Below are 17,169 nucleotides of genomic sequence, written 5' to 3'. Positions count from 1 at the left end.
ACGCGATGCAGTATCGCTGGAACTGGACCATCCTGTTCGTCGAGCCCTATTTCGGGTGGCTCCTCGCTGGCGTGAAATGGACACTTCTCGTTGCCGGAGCGGCATGGATCGTCGCGCTCGCGGTCGGCTGCGTCGTTGGTGTGCTCAGCACGCTGCCGAGCCGGATTTGCCGTGCCATCGCCTCGGCCTATGTGGATGTGTTCCGCAACATCCCTCTGCTGCTCCAATTGTTCCTCTGGTACTTCGTGCTGCCCGAGCTGCTGCCTGCCGGCTTCGGACTATGGATCAAGCGCGACCTGCCGATGCCCGAATACTGGTTCTCCGTGGCCGGGCTCGGCTGCTTCACCGCTGCGCGCATTGCCGAGCAGGTCCGCGCCGGCATCGAATCGATCGGCGTCGGCCAACGCATGGCGGCGGCGGCCATGGGCTTCACCACCGCGCAGACCTATCGCTACATTCTCCTGCCCCTTGCAGCGCGCAACGTGCTGCCGCCATTGACGTCGGAAGCCCTCAACATCATCAAGAATTCGTCGCTCGCACTAACCGTCGGGGTGTTGGAGCTGACCGGCCAGAGCCGCCAGATCGAGGCCGCGACGTTCCAGGGGATCGAAGCGCTGACGGCCGCGACCGTCATCTATGTCATGCTGACGCTCTGCGTGATCGTCGGGATGCGCGCCGTCGAAAGGCGGGTCGCGATCCCCGGGACGCTGGGGCGCGGTTGACCATGCGAAACCTCGACTGGAGCGCCGTGGTGCACGCATGGCCATTCCTTTGGCAGGGATTGCAAACCAGTTTTGTGCTGGTGGCATTGGCGATGGCGGGCGGCATGCTGCTCGGGACGATGATCGCAATTGTGCGCCTGTCGGCGTGGCGGCCCGTCGCCGCGGTCGCTGCCGGTTATGTCAACGGCTTGCGCTCTGTTCCGCTGATCATGGTGATCTTCTGGTTCTATCTGCTGGTGCCGCTGTTCATCGGGCGGCCTGTTGGGGCGTTTACGTCCGCGCTCATCGCGTTCACCCTGTTCGAGGCGGCCTATTATTCCGAGATCATGCGCGCCGGCATCAACGGCATCTCCGGAGGACAGATGGCCGCGGCGCTGGCGATCGGCATGAACCGGATGCAGGCCTGCCGCTACGTGGTCCTGCCGCAAGCTTTGCGCCGCATGACGCCCATCCTGCTCACGCAGAGCATTGCCCTGGTCCAGGATAGCTCGCTGGTCTATGTCATCGGTCTTCACGACTTCATGACGTCAATTGGCATCGTCGCCAATCGGGAGGCGCGTTTGATCGAATTCTATCTGTTTGCGGCCCTCGTCTATTTCGCGATCTGCTTCTCGGCATCTCGCGTGGTGAAGCGGCTTCAACGGCGGATGGCCGCCGCATGACGCGTGGCAGGGCCATCGGGGTTGTGACCTCTGCGCAGGCCAAGTAATTTCTGTCGAAGTCCCAAATCACTGAAAGAGACGAGCATGAACACTAATCTTCCAAAGACCAATGCGCCGGGCGGCGACTACGTGCCGGTCGTCGTTCACGGAGGAGTTGCCTATGTCAGCGGGCAATTGCCGCGGCGCGGCGATGAACTCCTCTTCAAGGGCAAGGTGGGGGCTGAGGTCGATCTTGCGACGGCGCAGCGTGCCGCCGCCGTCTGCGCCGAGCTGTGCCTCGCTGCGCTCGCGGAAGCCGTCGGTGGGCTCGACCGGGTCGAGCAGATTCTCCGGATCACCGGCTATGTCGCGTCCGCGCCCGGATTCGCACAACAGTCGCAGGTCATGAATGGCGCCTCGGAAGTCTTCGTCGCGCATCTCGGCAACAGGGGCCGGCATGCGCGTACGTCGGTCGGCGTGGCCGAGCTTCCACGCGGCGCCCCGGTCGAGATCGACATCATTGCGGCAATCCGAGCCGGATAATGATCTCGCGGGAGTCCTTGCGAGATCCACCTGCGGCAGAGGGCGGCACCTTTATGCATCTGAACGCCGCGGGCGCCGGTCTGATGCCCGCGAGCGTGGTCGCGGCGATCAAATCCCACCTTGATATCGAGGCCCGGCGCGGCGCGCACTGGGCGGCGGCCGATGCAAGAGGCGCCATCGAAGAGACGCGTGTCCTGGCGGCCCGCCTGATGGGCGTCGCCCCGACCCATCTTGCTTTCGGCGAGCAGGCGAGCCGGCTCTGGGCGCTTGCGCTTGCATCGATGCCGCTCCGACGCGGCGATCGCATCCTGATCGCACGCAATGACTGGGGCGGGAATATTCTCAATGCCGTGCGACGTGCGGCGGCCGTCGGAGCGGAGGTGGTCAGACTGCCCATGACTGGAGCGGGGCGGATCGACATCGAGCAAGCCGCCGCACTGATCGATGAGCGTACGGTTGCGATCTGTGCTTCGGCCGTTGCCAGCAGTTCCGGAATGCGCCAGCCGGTCGAAGCGCTTGGTGCGCTTTCACGACCGGATACCTGCCTTTATTTCGTCGATGGCGCGCAAGCCATCGGTCAGTTCGAGCTGACGCTGCCGGCGGCCTCTGCCGACATCATGGTCGCGCCGGGCCGGAAGTGGCTCAGGGCTGGCCGTGGTCAGGCCATGATGGCGCTGTCGGATCGGGCCCTGCATCGTCTGGCCCGGCCGATCATCGTCGACCAGAGCGCCGGCACATGGCGTCCGGATGACAGTTTCCTGTCGCGGGAGGATGCGCGACGCTTCGAGGCGTGGGAGTTTTCCGCTGCCGGTCGTCTTGGCTTGCGGGCATCTTTTCAGGAGCTGGATCGTATCGGCCTTGCGAATGTCCGTGCCCACAACACCGAAAAGCTCCGCTGTCTGGGCGCGAACCTGCGCGGTGTGCCCGGTCTCACGGTGTTCGAGGACGAGGAGGCCGGCGCGGCATTCCTGACCTTCCAGCATGCATCAGTGCCCGCGGACGACATTGTGGGAGAGATGGCAATGCGCGGCATCGCGATCGCGTCCGTGGGCCTCGACCATGCCCGATGGGAGCTCGAAGCGCGGGGCCTCGAGCGGATCGTGCGTGTGGCTCCTCATGTCTACTCGTCGGACGACGATATCGGACGGTTCACCGAAGAGCTCGGGCGTCTCGTGAAGCGGGTTTGAGACCGGGCTGGCCAATCTTCGCGCGCTGTTGCCAACGCGCGAACGTCCAACTACGCTCAATCTCAGGTCCGCCAAAATGGTCCAGCGATCGGCCACACATTCATGCCCAAGTTCCTTCGCATCGGCCTGCATCAGTCGAACGTATCGGGATACACGTCCAAGGCGTGGTGCGTGCGGCGGATCGGCTCGGCGGTGTTCCTGAAGTGGGGCGCCGTGGAGGTGCAGGGCGCGGGAAAGGGACGCAAGGTTTACTGGACGCGTCTACCGCAGGAGAAAACAATTCGTTGCGGCACGGCGCAGCGCGCCCAGGACTACACGAAATCCGCAATCGCCCGGCGCCGCAGCCATGACTATGAACCGCTGACCGGCGCGATTGCGACCCGGCGCAAATCCGTGGACGGCAGCGCCGATCTCAAGCGGGCACTCGCCACCATCCTGATTGTCGACATCGTCGGCTCCACGGCAAAGGCCGCGAAGCTCGGCGATGCGCGTTGGACCAAGGTGATGAGCCTCTATTACGCGGCGGTGCGCAAAGAGCTGAAGTCTTCGCGCGGCAAGGAAGTCGTGACGACCGGCGACGGCGTGCTGGCGACATTCAAGGCGCCTGCTGCCGGAATCAATTGCGCGACCTCGATTCAAAAGGCCGTGCGCACGCTGGGGCTCGATATCAGGGTTGGCCTGCATGCGGGTGAGTACACGATGAGCGGTGGCGAGATGGTTGGTCTCGCCTTCCACATCGGTACGCGCGTCGCCGCCAAAGCCCGCGCCGGCGAGGTGCTGGTGTCGAGCGCGGTGAAGGACCTGCTCGCGGCGCAATCCCAGATCCGGCTCAGGGATCACGGCAGCCACCAGCTCAAGGGCGTGCCGGCGCGTTGGCGGCTGTATCGGGTGGAGGGTTAGGGGGCGAGAGCAGACACCGCTTCGTCGCTTGCCCTGTCGCGGCTGCGCCACGTGGAAACGACGCTCTCCAGTTCGCGGCGAACGCGGTCCACGACGCAGGCCCAGTCGCCTCGCTCGGGTTGCCTGAACAACCTCATGGACGAATACCACGGGCTGTCGTCGCGGTTGAGCAACCAGCGCCAATCCGGGTTGGAAGGCAGCATCGTCCAGACCGGAGCGCCCAGCGCACCGGCGAGATGAGCGACGCTGGTGTCGACCGAGATCACCAGATCGAGACAGGAGATCAGCGCCGCCGTGTCGCTGAAATCCGTGAGATGATCCGTCAGGTCGACGATATCAGGACGTGCGTCGAGGAAGGCCCGGTCCCGATCCCGGGCGCCCTTCTGCAAGCTGACGAACTGGACGTCGCAATCCAGCAGCGGCGCAAGCGTGTCGAGTGCGATCGATCGATCGTGATCATTCTTGTGAGCCGGATTGCCCGACCAGACAAGACCGACGCGGAAGCGATTGTGCTCGCCAAGCCGGTCTTCCCACACCTTCACGCGCGCCACCGGGGACGCAGGAAGGTACGGCTCCGGGCTGGGAATCGTATCGAGCCGGGTCCCGAGCGCCAATGGCAGAGTTCCAAGAGGACAGTGGAGGTCGAACGGCAGCGACGCCGCGGACGGTCGGCCGACGCACATTGCGACGCCGGACACCTCGGCCAGCAGCGGCTGGATCGGAGGCTGGACCTCCAGGATGACTCGTGCTCCGAGCGCGGCCACCATGGGGACATAGCGCGCGAACTGAATTGCGTCGCCGAATCCCTCGTCGGCATGAAGCAATATGGTCTTGCCTTCGATCGGTTGGTCACCAAGCCAGAGAGATTGCGAGAAACCGCGATGGAGCAAACCGACGGGAAGTTTCCAGCGCGCTTCGCGCCCGAGCCAGCCCGGCTCGAAGTCTCCAGTCAGCAGCTGAAGTGTCGCCAGATTGTAGGTCGCCACCGCATTGCCCGGGTCGACCGTCAGCGATCTGCGAAAGGTCGCGAAAGCTTCATCCAGCAATTGCAGATTCAGCAACACCAACGCCTTGTTGGACAGCACTCCGGAAAAAGCCGGTTGAAGTTCAAGCGCCCGATCGAAACACGCCAATGCCTGGTCCAGGCGGCCAAGTTTCACTTGAAGCACGCCAAATTTGTTGTGCGTGTCCGCCTCGCCGGAGTGGAGCACAATGGACCTCTCGTAGGCGGCCTTGGCTTCCTCGAGCCGGCCCGCCTCCTGGAGGCAATCGCCGCGAATTTGATGCAGCAGTGCGGAATTCGGGTCCGGTTGCCCGGCGATATCCGATTGCCCGGCGACATCAAGGCATTCGAGGGCATCCGCATACCGTCCGAGATTGAACAACAGCCTTCCGCAGCTGTTCGCCGCCTCCAGATATTGGGGATACAGCTGCAACGCCCGCCGGAAGTGCAGCACAGCCTCGTCCGTGCGCTTGTGCTGCCAGAGCATATGGCCGAGGTAATTTGAGACCACCGCGTCCTGTGGTTTGGTGATCGGGGCATTGCTCTGGCGTTGCCGTGCTCCCGACCCCCATTCGGAAACCAGCCCATCGAGCTCGCGGCGGACGCAGTCCACGACACCGGGCCAGTCGTCTCGCTTCGGCTGTCTGAACAGCTTCATCGAGGAATACCACGGGCTGTCGTCGCGGCCCAGCAGCCAGCGCCAATCCGGGTTGAAGGGCAGCATCGTCCAGACCGGCACGCCCAGCGCGCCGGCGAGGTGAGCAACGCTGGTATCAACCGAGATGACGAGGTCGAGACAGGCAACCAGGGCCGCCGTGTCGCTGAAATCGGTGAGATCGTCCGAGAGGTCGACGATGTCAGGACGTTCACCGAGAAACGCCCGGTCCTGGTCCCGCACGCCTTTTTGCAAGGAGACGAACTGGACGTCGCAATCGAGCAGCGGAGCAAGCGTGCGCAGGGTCATCGATCGATTGTGATCGTTGTTGTGATCCGGATTGCCCGACCAGGCAAGCCCGACGCGGAAGCGGGTGCGCGGACCAAGCCGGTCCTTCCACGCCTTCACCCGCGAAGCGGGGGGCGCAGGAAGATATCCTTCCGCGAACGGGATCGTGTCGAGCCGCGTCCTGAACGCCAGCGGCAGGCTTCCAAGCGGACAGTGCAGGTCGAACGCCAGCGACGGCGTCGACGATCGTCCGATACATCTTGCGACCCCGGTGACGTCACCGAGCAGCGGCTGAATCGGCGTCGGCACCTCCAGGATGACTTGCGCGCCAAGCGCGGCCACCATGGGTGCATAGCGCGCGAACTGGATCGAATCGCCCAGTCCCTCGTCGGCATGAAGCAGGATGGTCTTGCCCGCGATCGGCTGGTCGCCGAGCCAGAGCGTTTGCGAAAAACCGCGGTCGACGAGGCCGAGATGCGCCTTCCAGCGGGCTTCGCGCCCCGCCAGGCCCCGCTCGAAATCTCCGGTCAGCATCTGGAGCAGCGCGACGTTCCAGATCGTGTGCGCGTTGCCCGGGTCCACCGCCAGCGATCTGTGAAAGGCTGCGAAAGCCTCGTCCAGCAAGTGCAGGCTCCACAGCGCCCGTGCCTTTTCGGTGAGCGCGGCAGGAAAATTCGGACGAATTGCGAGCGCGCGATCGAAGCTCGCAAAGGCCTGCTCCATCCGTCCAAATCGCGAATGAAGCGTGCCGAGGTTCTTGTGCGTCTCGGCCTCGAGCGGGTTGAGCGCAATGGATCTCTCGAAATCTGCCTGCGCCTCCTCGAACCGGCCGAGCCGCTGCAGGCAAAGGCCGCGCGTCTGATACAGGGGGGCGATGCCGGGATTGTGCTTCTCGAACAGGTTGAAGCAGTCGAGGGCTTCGGCATAACGCCCGAGATCGAACAGGGCTTTGCCCTGTCTCAAGGCCTCGAAATGCTGCGGCAGATGCTGAGGTGCGACCGCTTTGGATTGCTGCTTGGCCGCGGCCCGGCGCTCTTGGCGATTCATGATCTGACCAGAAGGAGACAAAATATCCTGCTGACCGCCTGTTCCGGTTCAGCCATGCTTGTGGGATCGCACCGAGCGCGACCGTGGTGTCCCATGGCGGCAGTTTCTGCGGTGAAGCTGGCGTGAAGCTGGCGGGTGCCGTCCTGGAACCCTTATCCGCGCAAAACTCTGTCTCGTGTTCGTGAAGAGGCCGCGCGCCCAGGCCAATCGAAAACCTCTTTGTGAGTTGGGAATATCGGTGGTTCGCCGCGCCCGTCGCCAGGCGCTTGAACCGGCGCCCGCGGACCAACCGGGGCGAGTTTGCGACCACGGGGATGACCCGATGGTATGCTGAACAGCGGACCTCGCGGTACGCCCTTGCGGCGACGGCGCGCAATTCATTCACGAGCTTCCAACCCCGCGCAAGCGGCCCGGCCGTCGATGCACTGTCACCGCAATCCCAATGTTAGGTCAGGGACGCTGGCGATTGCTCGGGCTGGACGGGGTGCCAGTCGTCTGTATCGGTTCACCGGCCGCGCGGTCCAGCGGCGGATGTGGCCTGGCGAGGCCTACCGTTCCGGGAGCTGCGTCGTTGCTGGCCGTCCGCGTGTTGACGCGCTCCAATGTGGCTGTCGATGCAACTGCAATGACGACAGCCAGGGCGACGGCAGACAGGACTAAAGCGACCCGGTCATTTGGGTCCATCGTCAGACCTCCGCGAGACGGCTCTATGGTGCGAAGATAACGCCGAACTGACGATTTAGTTCTTGCGGTGGCCGGCGATGGGGAAGGGGGCTTCCGTTCGCTACGAAATGATGGCTCCAACCGGCCCATGGGAGAATGCAAACGGCGGGTATCCCGCGTTAAATCAGGAATTTTGAGGCAAAAGAGTACGGTGATAGTGCACGTCATCGACAGTGAGCATACGGCAAAGCGGGGTCAATTGAGTGCGCTGTCAACGCAATTCCGAAATCCGAGGTCACCAACCCAGCCTCACCGCAGCCCCGTGCCCTTGCAGCGCTGGCACTTCACCACCTTGTCGCCTTTCTTGAGCAAACCCTTGCCTTCGCAATTTTTGCATTTCTGCTTCTTCTTGATGTTCGGGCCTTTTTCACTCGTCATGAAATTCTCCTGCCGCGAGAGGCGCTTGGCACAGGCTCCGTCCGACGAGGCGATATTCAAACGGACGCCGACGACATTGCCGATTGATTCAATATCATCTCCGCTCTTGCGGCGACAGCCCAAGGCAATGCCATGCTCGAGGCCCTTCTCGCGACGTCCGATCCATCCGTGCTCAAGAGAATGTTGGCGTACATTCGGTGGCTCCCTTGCCCGTCGAACAAGGTGATGCCTGGCCAATATGGTCCGCTACGCGCCGCAGGTCCATGACTACAGGGCAGAGATCGCGGTGACCGATGCACTCACTGCGCGGGCCTTCGAACCCGCGAACCCGGTCGGAGCCATTGACGGCACTGTCAAAGTCATCCCACCGCGATCCCGAAGAAGTCTCGTGCCGGCTGCCCTCGCCCTTTGGCTTCGGCGCGGTTCGCCCCGTTTCAGAAAGCCCTGCAATATAGCACGGTTTCTTCGGGGTAGATCGTAAAATGGTCCAGCCACATCTTGTAGCCGAGGTTCAAGGAATGGATGAAGAGGGGAATGTCGACCCAATCATTGGGCTTGTGATAGACGCAAATCGCCAATGATGGTCTGAACCGCTCGAGCGTGCCAAGGGCGCCCTTGAGCGCGGAAAGCTCGGAGCCCTCGATGTCCATTTTGATGAAATCGACGCGAGGCAGTTTCTTGTCACGAACCGCATCATCGATGGAGATGGTTCTGATTTCGGCCGCGCCGTGGAAGAGGGGACGTTCGGAAACCTGGCTGCCCGGACCGTTGTTCATCATATAGAGTATCTTTTCGGATGACTCCCATACCGGTCTCTCGATGATCTCGATATTCGATGCGTATTTGGGATTCAGTTCCAGGTTCTGACGCAAGATATCGAGATTTTCCGGGATGAACTCAAACCCGATGACCTTGCCTGCGGCCCCCACCTTCGTTGCAAAATACAGCGCCGTGTCGCCGTAGCAGCTGCCGGCGTCGATGACGATATCCCCGGTCTTTGCTGCGATCTTCGGCTGTATGCCGTGGTATTCGTATTGCGTTTTCAGGAAGGTCATATCGATCCCAATGGGAGCGAAAAACAGGTTGAGATCGTAGCCGATGTCCTTCAGGTCGCAATGAGTGAGTTCGAAGTTCATGCCCTTGATCGGTTTCGCGGGCAGACGGTTCGTTTGCAGGCTCTGTGCCAGGCTCCGGTCTTGCCAGTACTTTGGAGAATTTCGAAAGATCTTGACGAGGTCGTGCCCGATCACGCGTTGAAGATACAACTCCAACAGCACGTCTTTCGAATAGTCGTCCTGCAGCAACTGCCAGGTATCGAGCAAGATCAGAGGAAGCGTCTTCGAGTTTTTCAACCGCGCCATTGCCTGGAGTTTGCTCTGATACTCCTGCATATCGTGACCCATCGCTCGCTTGGGCTCGGGTCCGTAACGATCCGCCTCGTGGTTCTGTTCAAGATCTCTCGTGGCAATCTCGTACAATTTGGCCTGCAAGTGAGACAGGAATGAAATTGCAACGTCTGCCGAAATTTGAGCTTCTGAAGACATTTGAATGACTGAGCCTCTCTTCATCCAGCGCTAGGCGGACCCGACAGTGCACCGCATTCCGAGCGGTCGAACCCGACCGGAATCGTTGACTGCACGGTCAACGAAAGTTTGCGTTCCCGTGCCGTCAGTTCGCGTTCAGCTGTGCATGCGTGGTCCACCGAGCGCGGCGGGTGCGTCCGGTTGGGGAAGTTTCTGGCACGATGCTGGTGCGAGGCTGGCGCGGGCTGAACAGTCTGTGATCCGTTCGTTCGCGGCTGCATCAAAAAGGCTCCGAAGAGGCCGCCCGGTATTACGGTGACGCAAGTCTCGCGGACGATGCCCTCATGATGCGTGCCGAGGCAAAGCGGGTCAATTGAATGCTGGCACCGGAATTCTGGCGTGGAGTGAGCATTCCATGGCTTCATCCGGCAGGCCGTTGCAGCTTCGAAGGCGTGCTCGGCCGTCCGGCGCCAGATCGCCCTTAGATTTATTTTGTCAAGCAGGCCTTTCCAGGGTTGTAAGGAGCTGCAAGAATACTTCGCATTTTTTTATTCACTTACCGAGATACCCGCGAACTTCATTCGTCAGGCTTCATTCACACGGGGTGCTGAGATGGGATCCGAGTCAGGAATGATTGGAAAGCGCGATACGAGCAGAGACGGTCTGCGCAACAAGATTGAGAGTCTTGTCCTCACGCATGGCCGGCCTGTTTGGGGATTCGTCAACCGACACCCCTGGCTCAGCGGGATCGTCAACCACGTGATCGTGAACCAGGCCGTCGGCAAGGCGCCGTTTCGGCCGCTGCTTTTGAGCACGATGGATGACTATGCCTCGTGGTCGTCGCTGACGGATCGCACCTGGTTCTCCCGCTACCTGCCGCCGAAAGACATTCCCAACCTGCCGGCGGTTGAGGCGTTCGAGCCTCTCTATGTGACCAAGGCATCGGGTCCTCGCCTGTCGGATCGGTCCACGCTGCTGTTTCCGACTTTCGCGCAGTGGTTCACCGATGGGTTCTTGATGACGTCCAGCTCGGACACGCGCCGGACCACCACCACCCATCAGATCGATTTGGGTCAGCTCTACGGACTCAATGAGACGGTGCTGCAAGCCCTTCGCCTCCTCGACCAGCAACCCGGCAGGCGCGGAAGGTTGTTGTCCGAGATCCGTGGCGGTGAGGAGTGGGCGCCTCGCCTGTTCGACGAACATGGCGTTCGCAACCCGAGATTCGACGCTCTGCCCGCGCCTATGAAGATGCCGGACGAACTCCCGGCTGACCGGAAGGCGACGCTGTTTGCATTCGGCGGTGAACGGGCAAACTCCACGGTCTTCACCGCAGCGATCAACACCCTCTTTCTGCGCGAACACAATCGCCTGTGTGGCGTGATCGAGGCCGCGAACCCCGGTTGGGACGATCAGCGCGTCTTTCAGACGGCCCGAAACGTCAACGTGGTTCAGCTGATCAAGATTGTCGTGGAAGAATATATCAATCACATCTCTCCCTACTGGTTCAAGCTGCTGAGCGATCCCACGCCGTGCTACGCGGCTCGCTGGAATCGCGAGAACAGGATTCCGGTCGAGTTCAACCTGCTCTATCGCTGGCACAGCCTGGTGCCGGAGACCGCGATCTGGAACGGCACTCTGATGCCGATCGGCGGAGCTCGCTTCGGCAATGAGCCCTTGTTGCGGGACGGGCTGGGAATCGCGCTCGACAGCGCCAGCAAGTCGCCGGTCTGGCGTCTCGGATTGTTCAATACGGCTGAGTTTCTTCGGCCGGTCGAACTCGCCAGCCTGAGGCAGGGGCGCAACAACCGCCTGGCGAGCTACAACGACTATCGCGAAAGAATGCAGTACCCGCGCGTGACCCGTTTCGAGCAGATCAGCGGGGATGCGGAAGTCGTCGCCGCCCTGAAGCGGCTCTACGCCAATGATGTCGAGCGGATCGAGTTCTTTGTCGGCATCTTCGCCGAGGATCCGCCGGACCGTTCAGCGGTCCCGCCGTTGATCGGGCGCATGGTCGCGTTGGACGCCTTCTCGCATGCTCTTACGAACCCGTTGCTTGCCCCGCACGTCTTCAAGGAAGAGACATTCACGCGTGAGGGGCGGGCTTCGATCGCCGCGACATCGTCGTTGCATGACCTCGCGAACCGCAACCTGCCGAATGGCGCCGCAGGCCTGCGCATCTCGATGGACCACCCGTCACATGTGGCGGTGGCGTGAGCGGGATGGAGGCGGAGCCCGCGTTGCCGACTCTCAGCCGCAAGACCTCCGAGTTAGAGACGCTGCCTGGCGCGAAGATGCTGGTCCGCTGACGCTAGGGCTTGCCTTGACCGATGCCGGCATGGCCTATGTCGCCGCGGCCGCGCCGGTCTTGTTCGGACCCATATCCTCGAGTTCGCCGCGCGCGTCTGCAGGCGAGCGTGTAAGGCTTTTGAACCAGGGCTGGCCGCGTGCCGTCACGGTCCCTCGTAGACCGGCGGGCGCTTCTCGGCCTGGGCATCGCGGCCTTCCCGGAAATCCCTGGTCGCGTACAGCGCACGATATTGCGCGTCGAGCTTTGCCAGCGCCGCAGAAGCGTCTTCGATCGCCAGATGGGAGGAGGCCAGCGACGTCCTGATGCCGAGCGGGCCGCATGCGGCGATCTTGTTGGCGATCCCGATCGCCTTGGCGAGCGCTGCATCACGGTTTGGCGTCACGTCCTGGACCGTTCCCATCCGGAGCGCTTCCCTCGCGCCCCAATGATCGCCCGTCAGGATGAACCGCATCGCATTGCCCCATCCGGCTTCCCGGGGGAAACGGACCGTTGCGCCGCCTCCGGGAAAACGGCCATGCGTGTTCTCATCCTGGCCGAACTCGGTGTCTTCCGACGCGATGCGGATGTCCGCGACCAGGAAAAGCTCGTGCGCCATGTTCCAGGTGTCGCCATGCACCGCGACGACGAGAGGCTTCGTCAGTGCCGGCCCGCTCCGTCCGAGCGGGTCGATGAAGCCGGGCCCGTCCATCATCTTGTGTCCGGACTGGGCGAAGGCCTTGTAGGCATCGACATCGACACCCCTGGAGAAGCGGTTGCCATGGCCGAACAGAACCGCGGCACGGAGCGAGGGATCGCGGTCGTAGTCGTAGTATGCGCGCGCCAGGCCTTCCGTCGCCTCTGGATCCAGCCGGTTGTCGATGGAAGGCCGATTGATGCCAAACAGCACGACATGGCCCTTGCGCTCGATGGTGATCTTCGTCTGCGGACCATACGGGACGTCCGCCATGTGCGTGGACTGCGCGGCCTCGCCGGTTTGTGATGTCATCGACTTGTCTCCGGATGTCTGGGCCTGCAACGCGATCGACGGGAGCAGCGCCGCAGATGCCGATGATCTTGACTGAGCTTGGATCATCGAATGAGGCATCCCGGTGCGGACCGATCGATACGGCGGTCATCCGAATGATGGCCGCGCCGCAAAAAGCGTGTCAATCATCGTGCGGACGATTGGATCGGAAATGACAGGGGCAATCGTGCACATCTGAAATAGTGGCGCTCCCCGCCGTGCGTTTACAGAACGATGATGGCAGATTCAGCGTGCCGTCTCTGAAGTTTCGAGTTCCCGGCGAGAATTTTTTGTGGCGTTCTCGATCGTTTTTGGAACGAGGCAACTTTGCGCGATGTTGTCCCTGACAAAATGAACCAGGAGTTTGCCATGAAGAAAATCATGATCGCGTCCGCCGCCCTCGCACTGATGTGGGGCTCTGCCTTCGCACAGAATTCGACCGGTCCCGCGCCGCAGTCCGACAACATGCAGAAGCCCGGCATGCACAACACCGAGAAGGGCGCGATGACCAAGGGCACCACGGGTATGAGCAATGACGGTATGGTTAAGGGCGGAATGGTGAAGCCTGACGCATCCGGCCAGGGCGGTTCTGGCCCGGGCAGCGATCAGGGCGGCACCAAGGCCGGCAATATGAAGTAAGGCAAAATGAAGCTGCCGAACTGACGCAAATCCAGGGCTCCGCAGATTGCGGAGCCCTTTTTGCTTGACGACCCGCGCTTGCCTCATATCGCGAACATGGCCGTCATTTGATCGCTCGACGCTGACTTGACTGCGGTGTCCGAAGCGCCGGAGAAGAAAGCGGTGACAGCACGCGAGAGCGGCACGGCGGCCCTCCTCTGCTATTTCGCACTCGCGAAAACATCCGCTGCATACACGGCCTTGCCGCCCACCACCGTCAGCAGCGACGCCGTCGCCCCGATCTGCTCGACGGGGACGGACATGAAATCCCGATCGAGAATCGCGAAGTCGGCAAGCTTGCCGTTTTCTAGCGTGCCGCGCCGCGTCTCGTCGAAGCAGAACCAGGCGCTTCCCACGGTATAGAGCCGCAACGCGTCTTCGCGGCTGGGTGTTTGGTCCGGGCCGCGCGTCGATAATCCGCCGACGGTTTTGCCGTCGAGCATCCATTGCAGCGCCACGAACGGATTGTAGGATGCGACCCGATGCGCATCCGTGCCGGCGCCGACATGGACGCCCGTGCGCAGCGCCGTGACGATGGGCGGCATGCTGCGCGCGGCATCGCCGGCCTGCGCCACGATACGGTCGCCTCCGAGATACATGGCGTCCTGCATGGTCCAGCCCACACCGAGGGCCTTCATCCGCAGAAGCGTATCAGACGAGGTGTTGTCGAGATGGGCGATGGACCAGCGCAGCGGCGCGATCGGCGTCTCCTTGTTGACCTCGTCGTAGAGGTCGAGGAGTTGGTGGACGGATTTGTCTTCCTGCCAGTGGATGGTGACCGTCAGCCCTTGTTTGGCCGCCCAGCGAACGATCTCGAGGAACTTGTCCTTGGCGGCCGCGTCGGGCGCGTTGTTGTTGTACATGGCGCCGGTGATCCGCTCGCCGATGCCGTTGAACCGCAGCATGTCGTCGCCGAATCCCATCGGCAGGAACGGCGTGAGATTTTTGTACTCCTCGAATTCCGCGCCGACATTCTGGGCGAACAGGCTGTAGGCGACCCGCACCGACAGTGATTTCTCGCGCCAGAGCTTTTGCAGGGCGGCGTAATGGCCGGGATAAATGCTGAAGCCGCCGGGATCCACGATCCCGGTAATCCCAAGGCGATTGAGCTCCGTGAAGAATTGCCGGGTCCCGGCGACATTGTCTTCGAAGTTCGGCCGCGGCAGGCGGTCGAACAGCGCCGAGATGCTGACGATGGAGCCGTTGAACCAGCCCGTGGTTTCGCCCGCAGCAGTGCGCTCGGTCGTGATGCCGGCCGGCAGCTGATCCGCTGATATCCCGAGCGCCTGCTGCGCTTTCGGCGTCATCAGCACCGCCGAATAGAACAACTGGATGTAAGCCGGATTGTCGGGAACAGCCGACATCACTTCGGCCAGGGTCGGCCGCCGCTTCTCCGCAAATTGCAATTCGCTCCAGCCACCGGCCACGATGATCCACGACGCCGGGCGCGCTTGTGCCGCCTGGCGCAAGCGTTCCATCGCCTCGGGAATCGTCTTCGCGCCGATCCAGTTGACCTCGGTTGCGTAGGTGAGGCCGGCGCGCACGGCGTGAATATGGGAATCGATCAATCCCGGAATGATCGTGCGTCCGCCAGCGTCGACGCGGCGCGTCGCGGACCCGATCAGGCCTTCCATGGCCTCGTTGCCGCCGACGGCAACGATTCTGCCGTCGTGGACCGCGATGGCCTGCGCGATCGTCGATGCCGGATCCAGCGTCACGATTTTTGCGTTCGTGACAATGAGGTCGGCCTTTTGCGCGTGAGCCAGGCTGGCCCAGCACGAGATCACCAAAATCGCGAGATGCTTGCGCATGTTCAGTCCCGAAATGAGAGGGCCAGGAGTGAGAGAGGCAGGAGCGACGTCACACATCCGCCGCTGGATGCGCTCGCGGACATCGCGTGTCGCAACGGGGCGTGCCGTGATCGTGATCATGTCTCCAATGAGATCGGCCAGTCCACCGGAAAATCCGGTGATGGCCCTGGTCATTGATTCTATGGCCCGCCTACGCCCTTGGGCTTCGGCGCGGCAGCCTTCACTCGCTTCGCTTGCAATGTGTGGCGGCTGGCTTGCCGAGCCGAAGCTCGCGAAGCGAGCGAAGGCTGGTGGGCCCGGCAGGACTCGAACCTGCAACCAGACCGTTATGAGCGGCCGGCTCTAACCATTGAGCTACAGGCCCCGCCGCGAGACGGCTCGCGGGATGCGCGGCCGGCAACGGTGCGCGGTTCGTTTACAGGGATGGAGGCGGAGGTGCAATGCTGGCTCTGGCGGAGGGGAACGCCGACGCAGCATCGCTGGTAATTTTTGAATAACCGAAAATGGCGATGATGCACTCATACGCCTGTTTTGCCCGACGGGTCAAGCCGTTTCGCGGTGATCCGATTTTTCGTCTCCGTAACCCACTGGAATTGCTAGCCTCTCTACTGTGCATGGGGTTGTTTTGGCATTTTTGATGAGAGGGGGGTCTGCCGACCTCCCTCCAACGCCTTGCTGGCGAGCCGCATGCTCGCGGCAGGTCGCGGCCTAGTCCACCGAAACCCCGGCGAACTCCACGACCTTCTTCCACTTCGCGGTCTCGTCCTCGACCAGCTTGCCGAACTCGGCCGGGCTCATCGGCTTCGGGATGCCGCCGTTCTCGGTCAGCCGCGCGATCACCTTCGGATCCTTCAGCGCTTCGCCGACGGCCTTGTTGAGGATCTCGACGATCTCGGGCGGCGTGCCCTTCGGCGCGGAGATGCCGTAGAAGCCGACCGATTCGAAGCCGGGGATCGTCTCGGCGATCGCCGGCACGTCAGGCACGCTCGGCCAGCGCTGCGGCGAGGTCACGCCGAGGGCGCGGACATTGCCGCCGCGCGACTGCTCGAGCGCAGAGGGCAGGTTGTCGAAGATCAGCTGCACCTTGTTGGAGATGATGTCGGGGAAGGCGATCGCGGATCCGCGATAGGGCACGTGGATCATGTCGCACTTGGTCATCGCCTTGAACAGCTCCGCCGACATGTGCACCGAGGTGCCGTTGCCGGACGAGGCGAACGAGATCTTGCCGGGATTGGCCTTGCAATAGTCGATGAACTCCTGGACCGTCTTCGCCGGAAACGCGTTGGAGACGACCAGCATGTTGGTGAGCTGCATGATGCTGGCGACCGGCACAGTGTCGCGCAAAAAGTCGAACGGCAGCTTCTTGTAGAGCGAGGTCGAGATCGCGTTGTTGGGCGCGACGAACAGCAGCGTGTAGCCGTCCGGCGGCGAGTTGATCGCAGCCGCGGCCGCGATGTTGCCGCCGGAGCCGGCCTTGTTCTCGACGATGAATTGCTGGCCGAGGCGATCCGACAGCGCCTGCGCCATGATCCGCGCCACGATGTCGACCGGGCCGCCGGCGGCGAAGCCGATCATCCAGTGCACCGGGCGGTCGGGATAGGCGGCGGAGGCGGGAGGGGAGGCGCCGAAAAGACCTGAAAGCAAAACCAGCCCGAAAACACTGTTACGCAAAATTCGCAACATGACGCCTCCCATTGTTCTATTGTCGTTGGGCCACATGCTTTCACAAAAACGGGCCGCTGCCTACATCGCCGCA

At 62.4% G+C, this 17,169-nt stretch carries 14 protein-coding genes and 1 tRNA gene; 8 read left to right on the top strand and 7 right to left on the bottom strand.

Translation table 11 applies throughout. The features are described from left to right. Positions 1-5: 5 nt before the first annotated feature. From B5V03_RS16240 to B5V03_RS16220, 5 genes are all read left to right on the top strand, one after another. Positions 6-722, top strand: coding sequence for an amino acid ABC transporter permease (locus B5V03_RS16240; RefSeq protein ID WP_129271326.1), 717 nt, complete (start codon positions 6-8; stop codon positions 720-722). 2 nt (positions 723-724) lie between these two features. Further along, the gene (locus tag B5V03_RS16235; RefSeq protein ID WP_129271325.1) at positions 725-1,384 is read left to right on the top strand and encodes an amino acid ABC transporter permease; all 660 of its coding nucleotides are present in this window, start codon (positions 725-727) and stop codon (positions 1,382-1,384) included. Between the two features lie 84 nt (positions 1,385-1,468). Beyond that, the gene (locus tag B5V03_RS16230) at positions 1,469-1,906 is read left to right on the top strand and encodes a RidA family protein (protein ID WP_129271324.1); all 438 of its coding nucleotides are present in this window, start codon (positions 1,469-1,471) and stop codon (positions 1,904-1,906) included. A 53-nt stretch (positions 1,907-1,959) separates the two neighbouring features. Next, the gene (locus B5V03_RS16225; protein WP_164988053.1) at positions 1,960-3,093 is read left to right on the top strand and encodes an aminotransferase class V-fold PLP-dependent enzyme; all 1,134 of its coding nucleotides are present in this window, start codon (positions 1,960-1,962) and stop codon (positions 3,091-3,093) included. Positions 3,094-3,195: 102 nt separating this feature from the next. Further along, on the top strand, positions 3,196-3,993 hold the full coding sequence (locus tag B5V03_RS16220; RefSeq protein ID WP_129271322.1) for an adenylate/guanylate cyclase domain-containing protein: 798 nt from the start codon (positions 3,196-3,198) through the stop codon (positions 3,991-3,993). Here the strand turns inward: B5V03_RS16220 and B5V03_RS16215 are convergent. Beyond that, positions 3,990-6,782 (bottom strand): tetratricopeptide repeat protein, encoded by a 2,793-nt coding sequence (locus B5V03_RS16215; protein ID WP_433995339.1) that lies wholly within the window; start codon positions 6,780-6,782, stop codon positions 3,990-3,992. The genes B5V03_RS16220 and B5V03_RS16215 overlap by 4 nt on opposite strands. On the opposite strand from B5V03_RS16215, the gene B5V03_RS42325 reads away from it, so the two are divergent. Continuing rightward, entirely contained in the window at positions 6,678-7,112 is a 435-nt protein-coding gene (locus B5V03_RS42325) for a hypothetical protein (RefSeq protein ID WP_245502240.1), read from the top strand. The genes B5V03_RS16215 and B5V03_RS42325 overlap by 105 nt on opposite strands. A gap of 846 nt (positions 7,113-7,958) precedes the next feature. Here B5V03_RS42325 and B5V03_RS42320 read toward each other — a convergent pair. Further along, positions 7,959-8,324, bottom strand: coding sequence for a hypothetical protein (locus tag B5V03_RS42320; RefSeq protein ID WP_245502239.1), 366 nt, complete (start codon positions 8,322-8,324; stop codon positions 7,959-7,961). A 197-nt stretch (positions 8,325-8,521) separates the two neighbouring features. After that, entirely contained in the window at positions 8,522-9,565 is a 1,044-nt protein-coding gene (locus B5V03_RS16205) for an FkbM family methyltransferase (protein ID WP_164988052.1), read from the bottom strand. 675 nt (positions 9,566-10,240) lie between these two features. On the opposite strand from B5V03_RS16205, the gene B5V03_RS16200 reads away from it, so the two are divergent. Continuing rightward, positions 10,241-11,827: a peroxidase family protein gene (locus tag B5V03_RS16200; protein WP_129271319.1), complete on the top strand. Its 1,587-nt coding sequence runs from the start codon at positions 10,241-10,243 to the stop codon at positions 11,825-11,827. Between the two features lie 236 nt (positions 11,828-12,063). Here the strand turns inward: B5V03_RS16200 and B5V03_RS16195 are convergent, their stop codons facing one another. Beyond that, a complete protein-coding gene (locus B5V03_RS16195; protein WP_245502238.1) occupies positions 12,064-12,906 on the bottom strand; it encodes an enoyl-CoA hydratase-related protein in 843 nt (280 codons plus the stop codon). 387 nt (positions 12,907-13,293) lie between these two features. Here B5V03_RS16195 and B5V03_RS16190 point away from each other — a divergent pair, with 387 nt between their 5' ends. Then, positions 13,294-13,563: a hypothetical protein gene (locus B5V03_RS16190; RefSeq protein ID WP_129271318.1), complete on the top strand. Its 270-nt coding sequence runs from the start codon at positions 13,294-13,296 to the stop codon at positions 13,561-13,563. A gap of 200 nt (positions 13,564-13,763) precedes the next feature. Here the strand turns inward: B5V03_RS16190 and B5V03_RS16185 are convergent, their stop codons facing one another. The 3 genes from B5V03_RS16185 to B5V03_RS16175 all read right to left on the bottom strand — a co-directional run bounded on the left by B5V03_RS16185 (position 13,764) and on the right by B5V03_RS16175 (position 17,096). Further along, the gene (locus B5V03_RS16185; protein ID WP_129271317.1) at positions 13,764-15,413 is read right to left on the bottom strand and encodes an amidohydrolase; all 1,650 of its coding nucleotides are present in this window, start codon (positions 15,411-15,413) and stop codon (positions 13,764-13,766) included. 288 nt (positions 15,414-15,701) lie between these two features. Continuing rightward, positions 15,702-15,777: transfer RNA gene (locus B5V03_RS16180), tRNA-Ile, on the bottom strand. Between the two features lie 344 nt (positions 15,778-16,121). Then, a complete protein-coding gene (locus B5V03_RS16175; RefSeq protein ID WP_164988051.1) occupies positions 16,122-17,096 on the bottom strand; it encodes a Bug family tripartite tricarboxylate transporter substrate binding protein in 975 nt (324 codons plus the stop codon). Positions 17,097-17,169 lie beyond the last annotated feature (73 nt).

The organism is Bradyrhizobium betae, from assembly GCF_004123905.1.
GTDB classification, from domain to species: domain Bacteria; phylum Pseudomonadota; class Alphaproteobacteria; order Rhizobiales; family Xanthobacteraceae; genus Bradyrhizobium; species Bradyrhizobium betae_A.
This window is presented reverse-complemented; position numbering and strand designations above follow the sequence as displayed.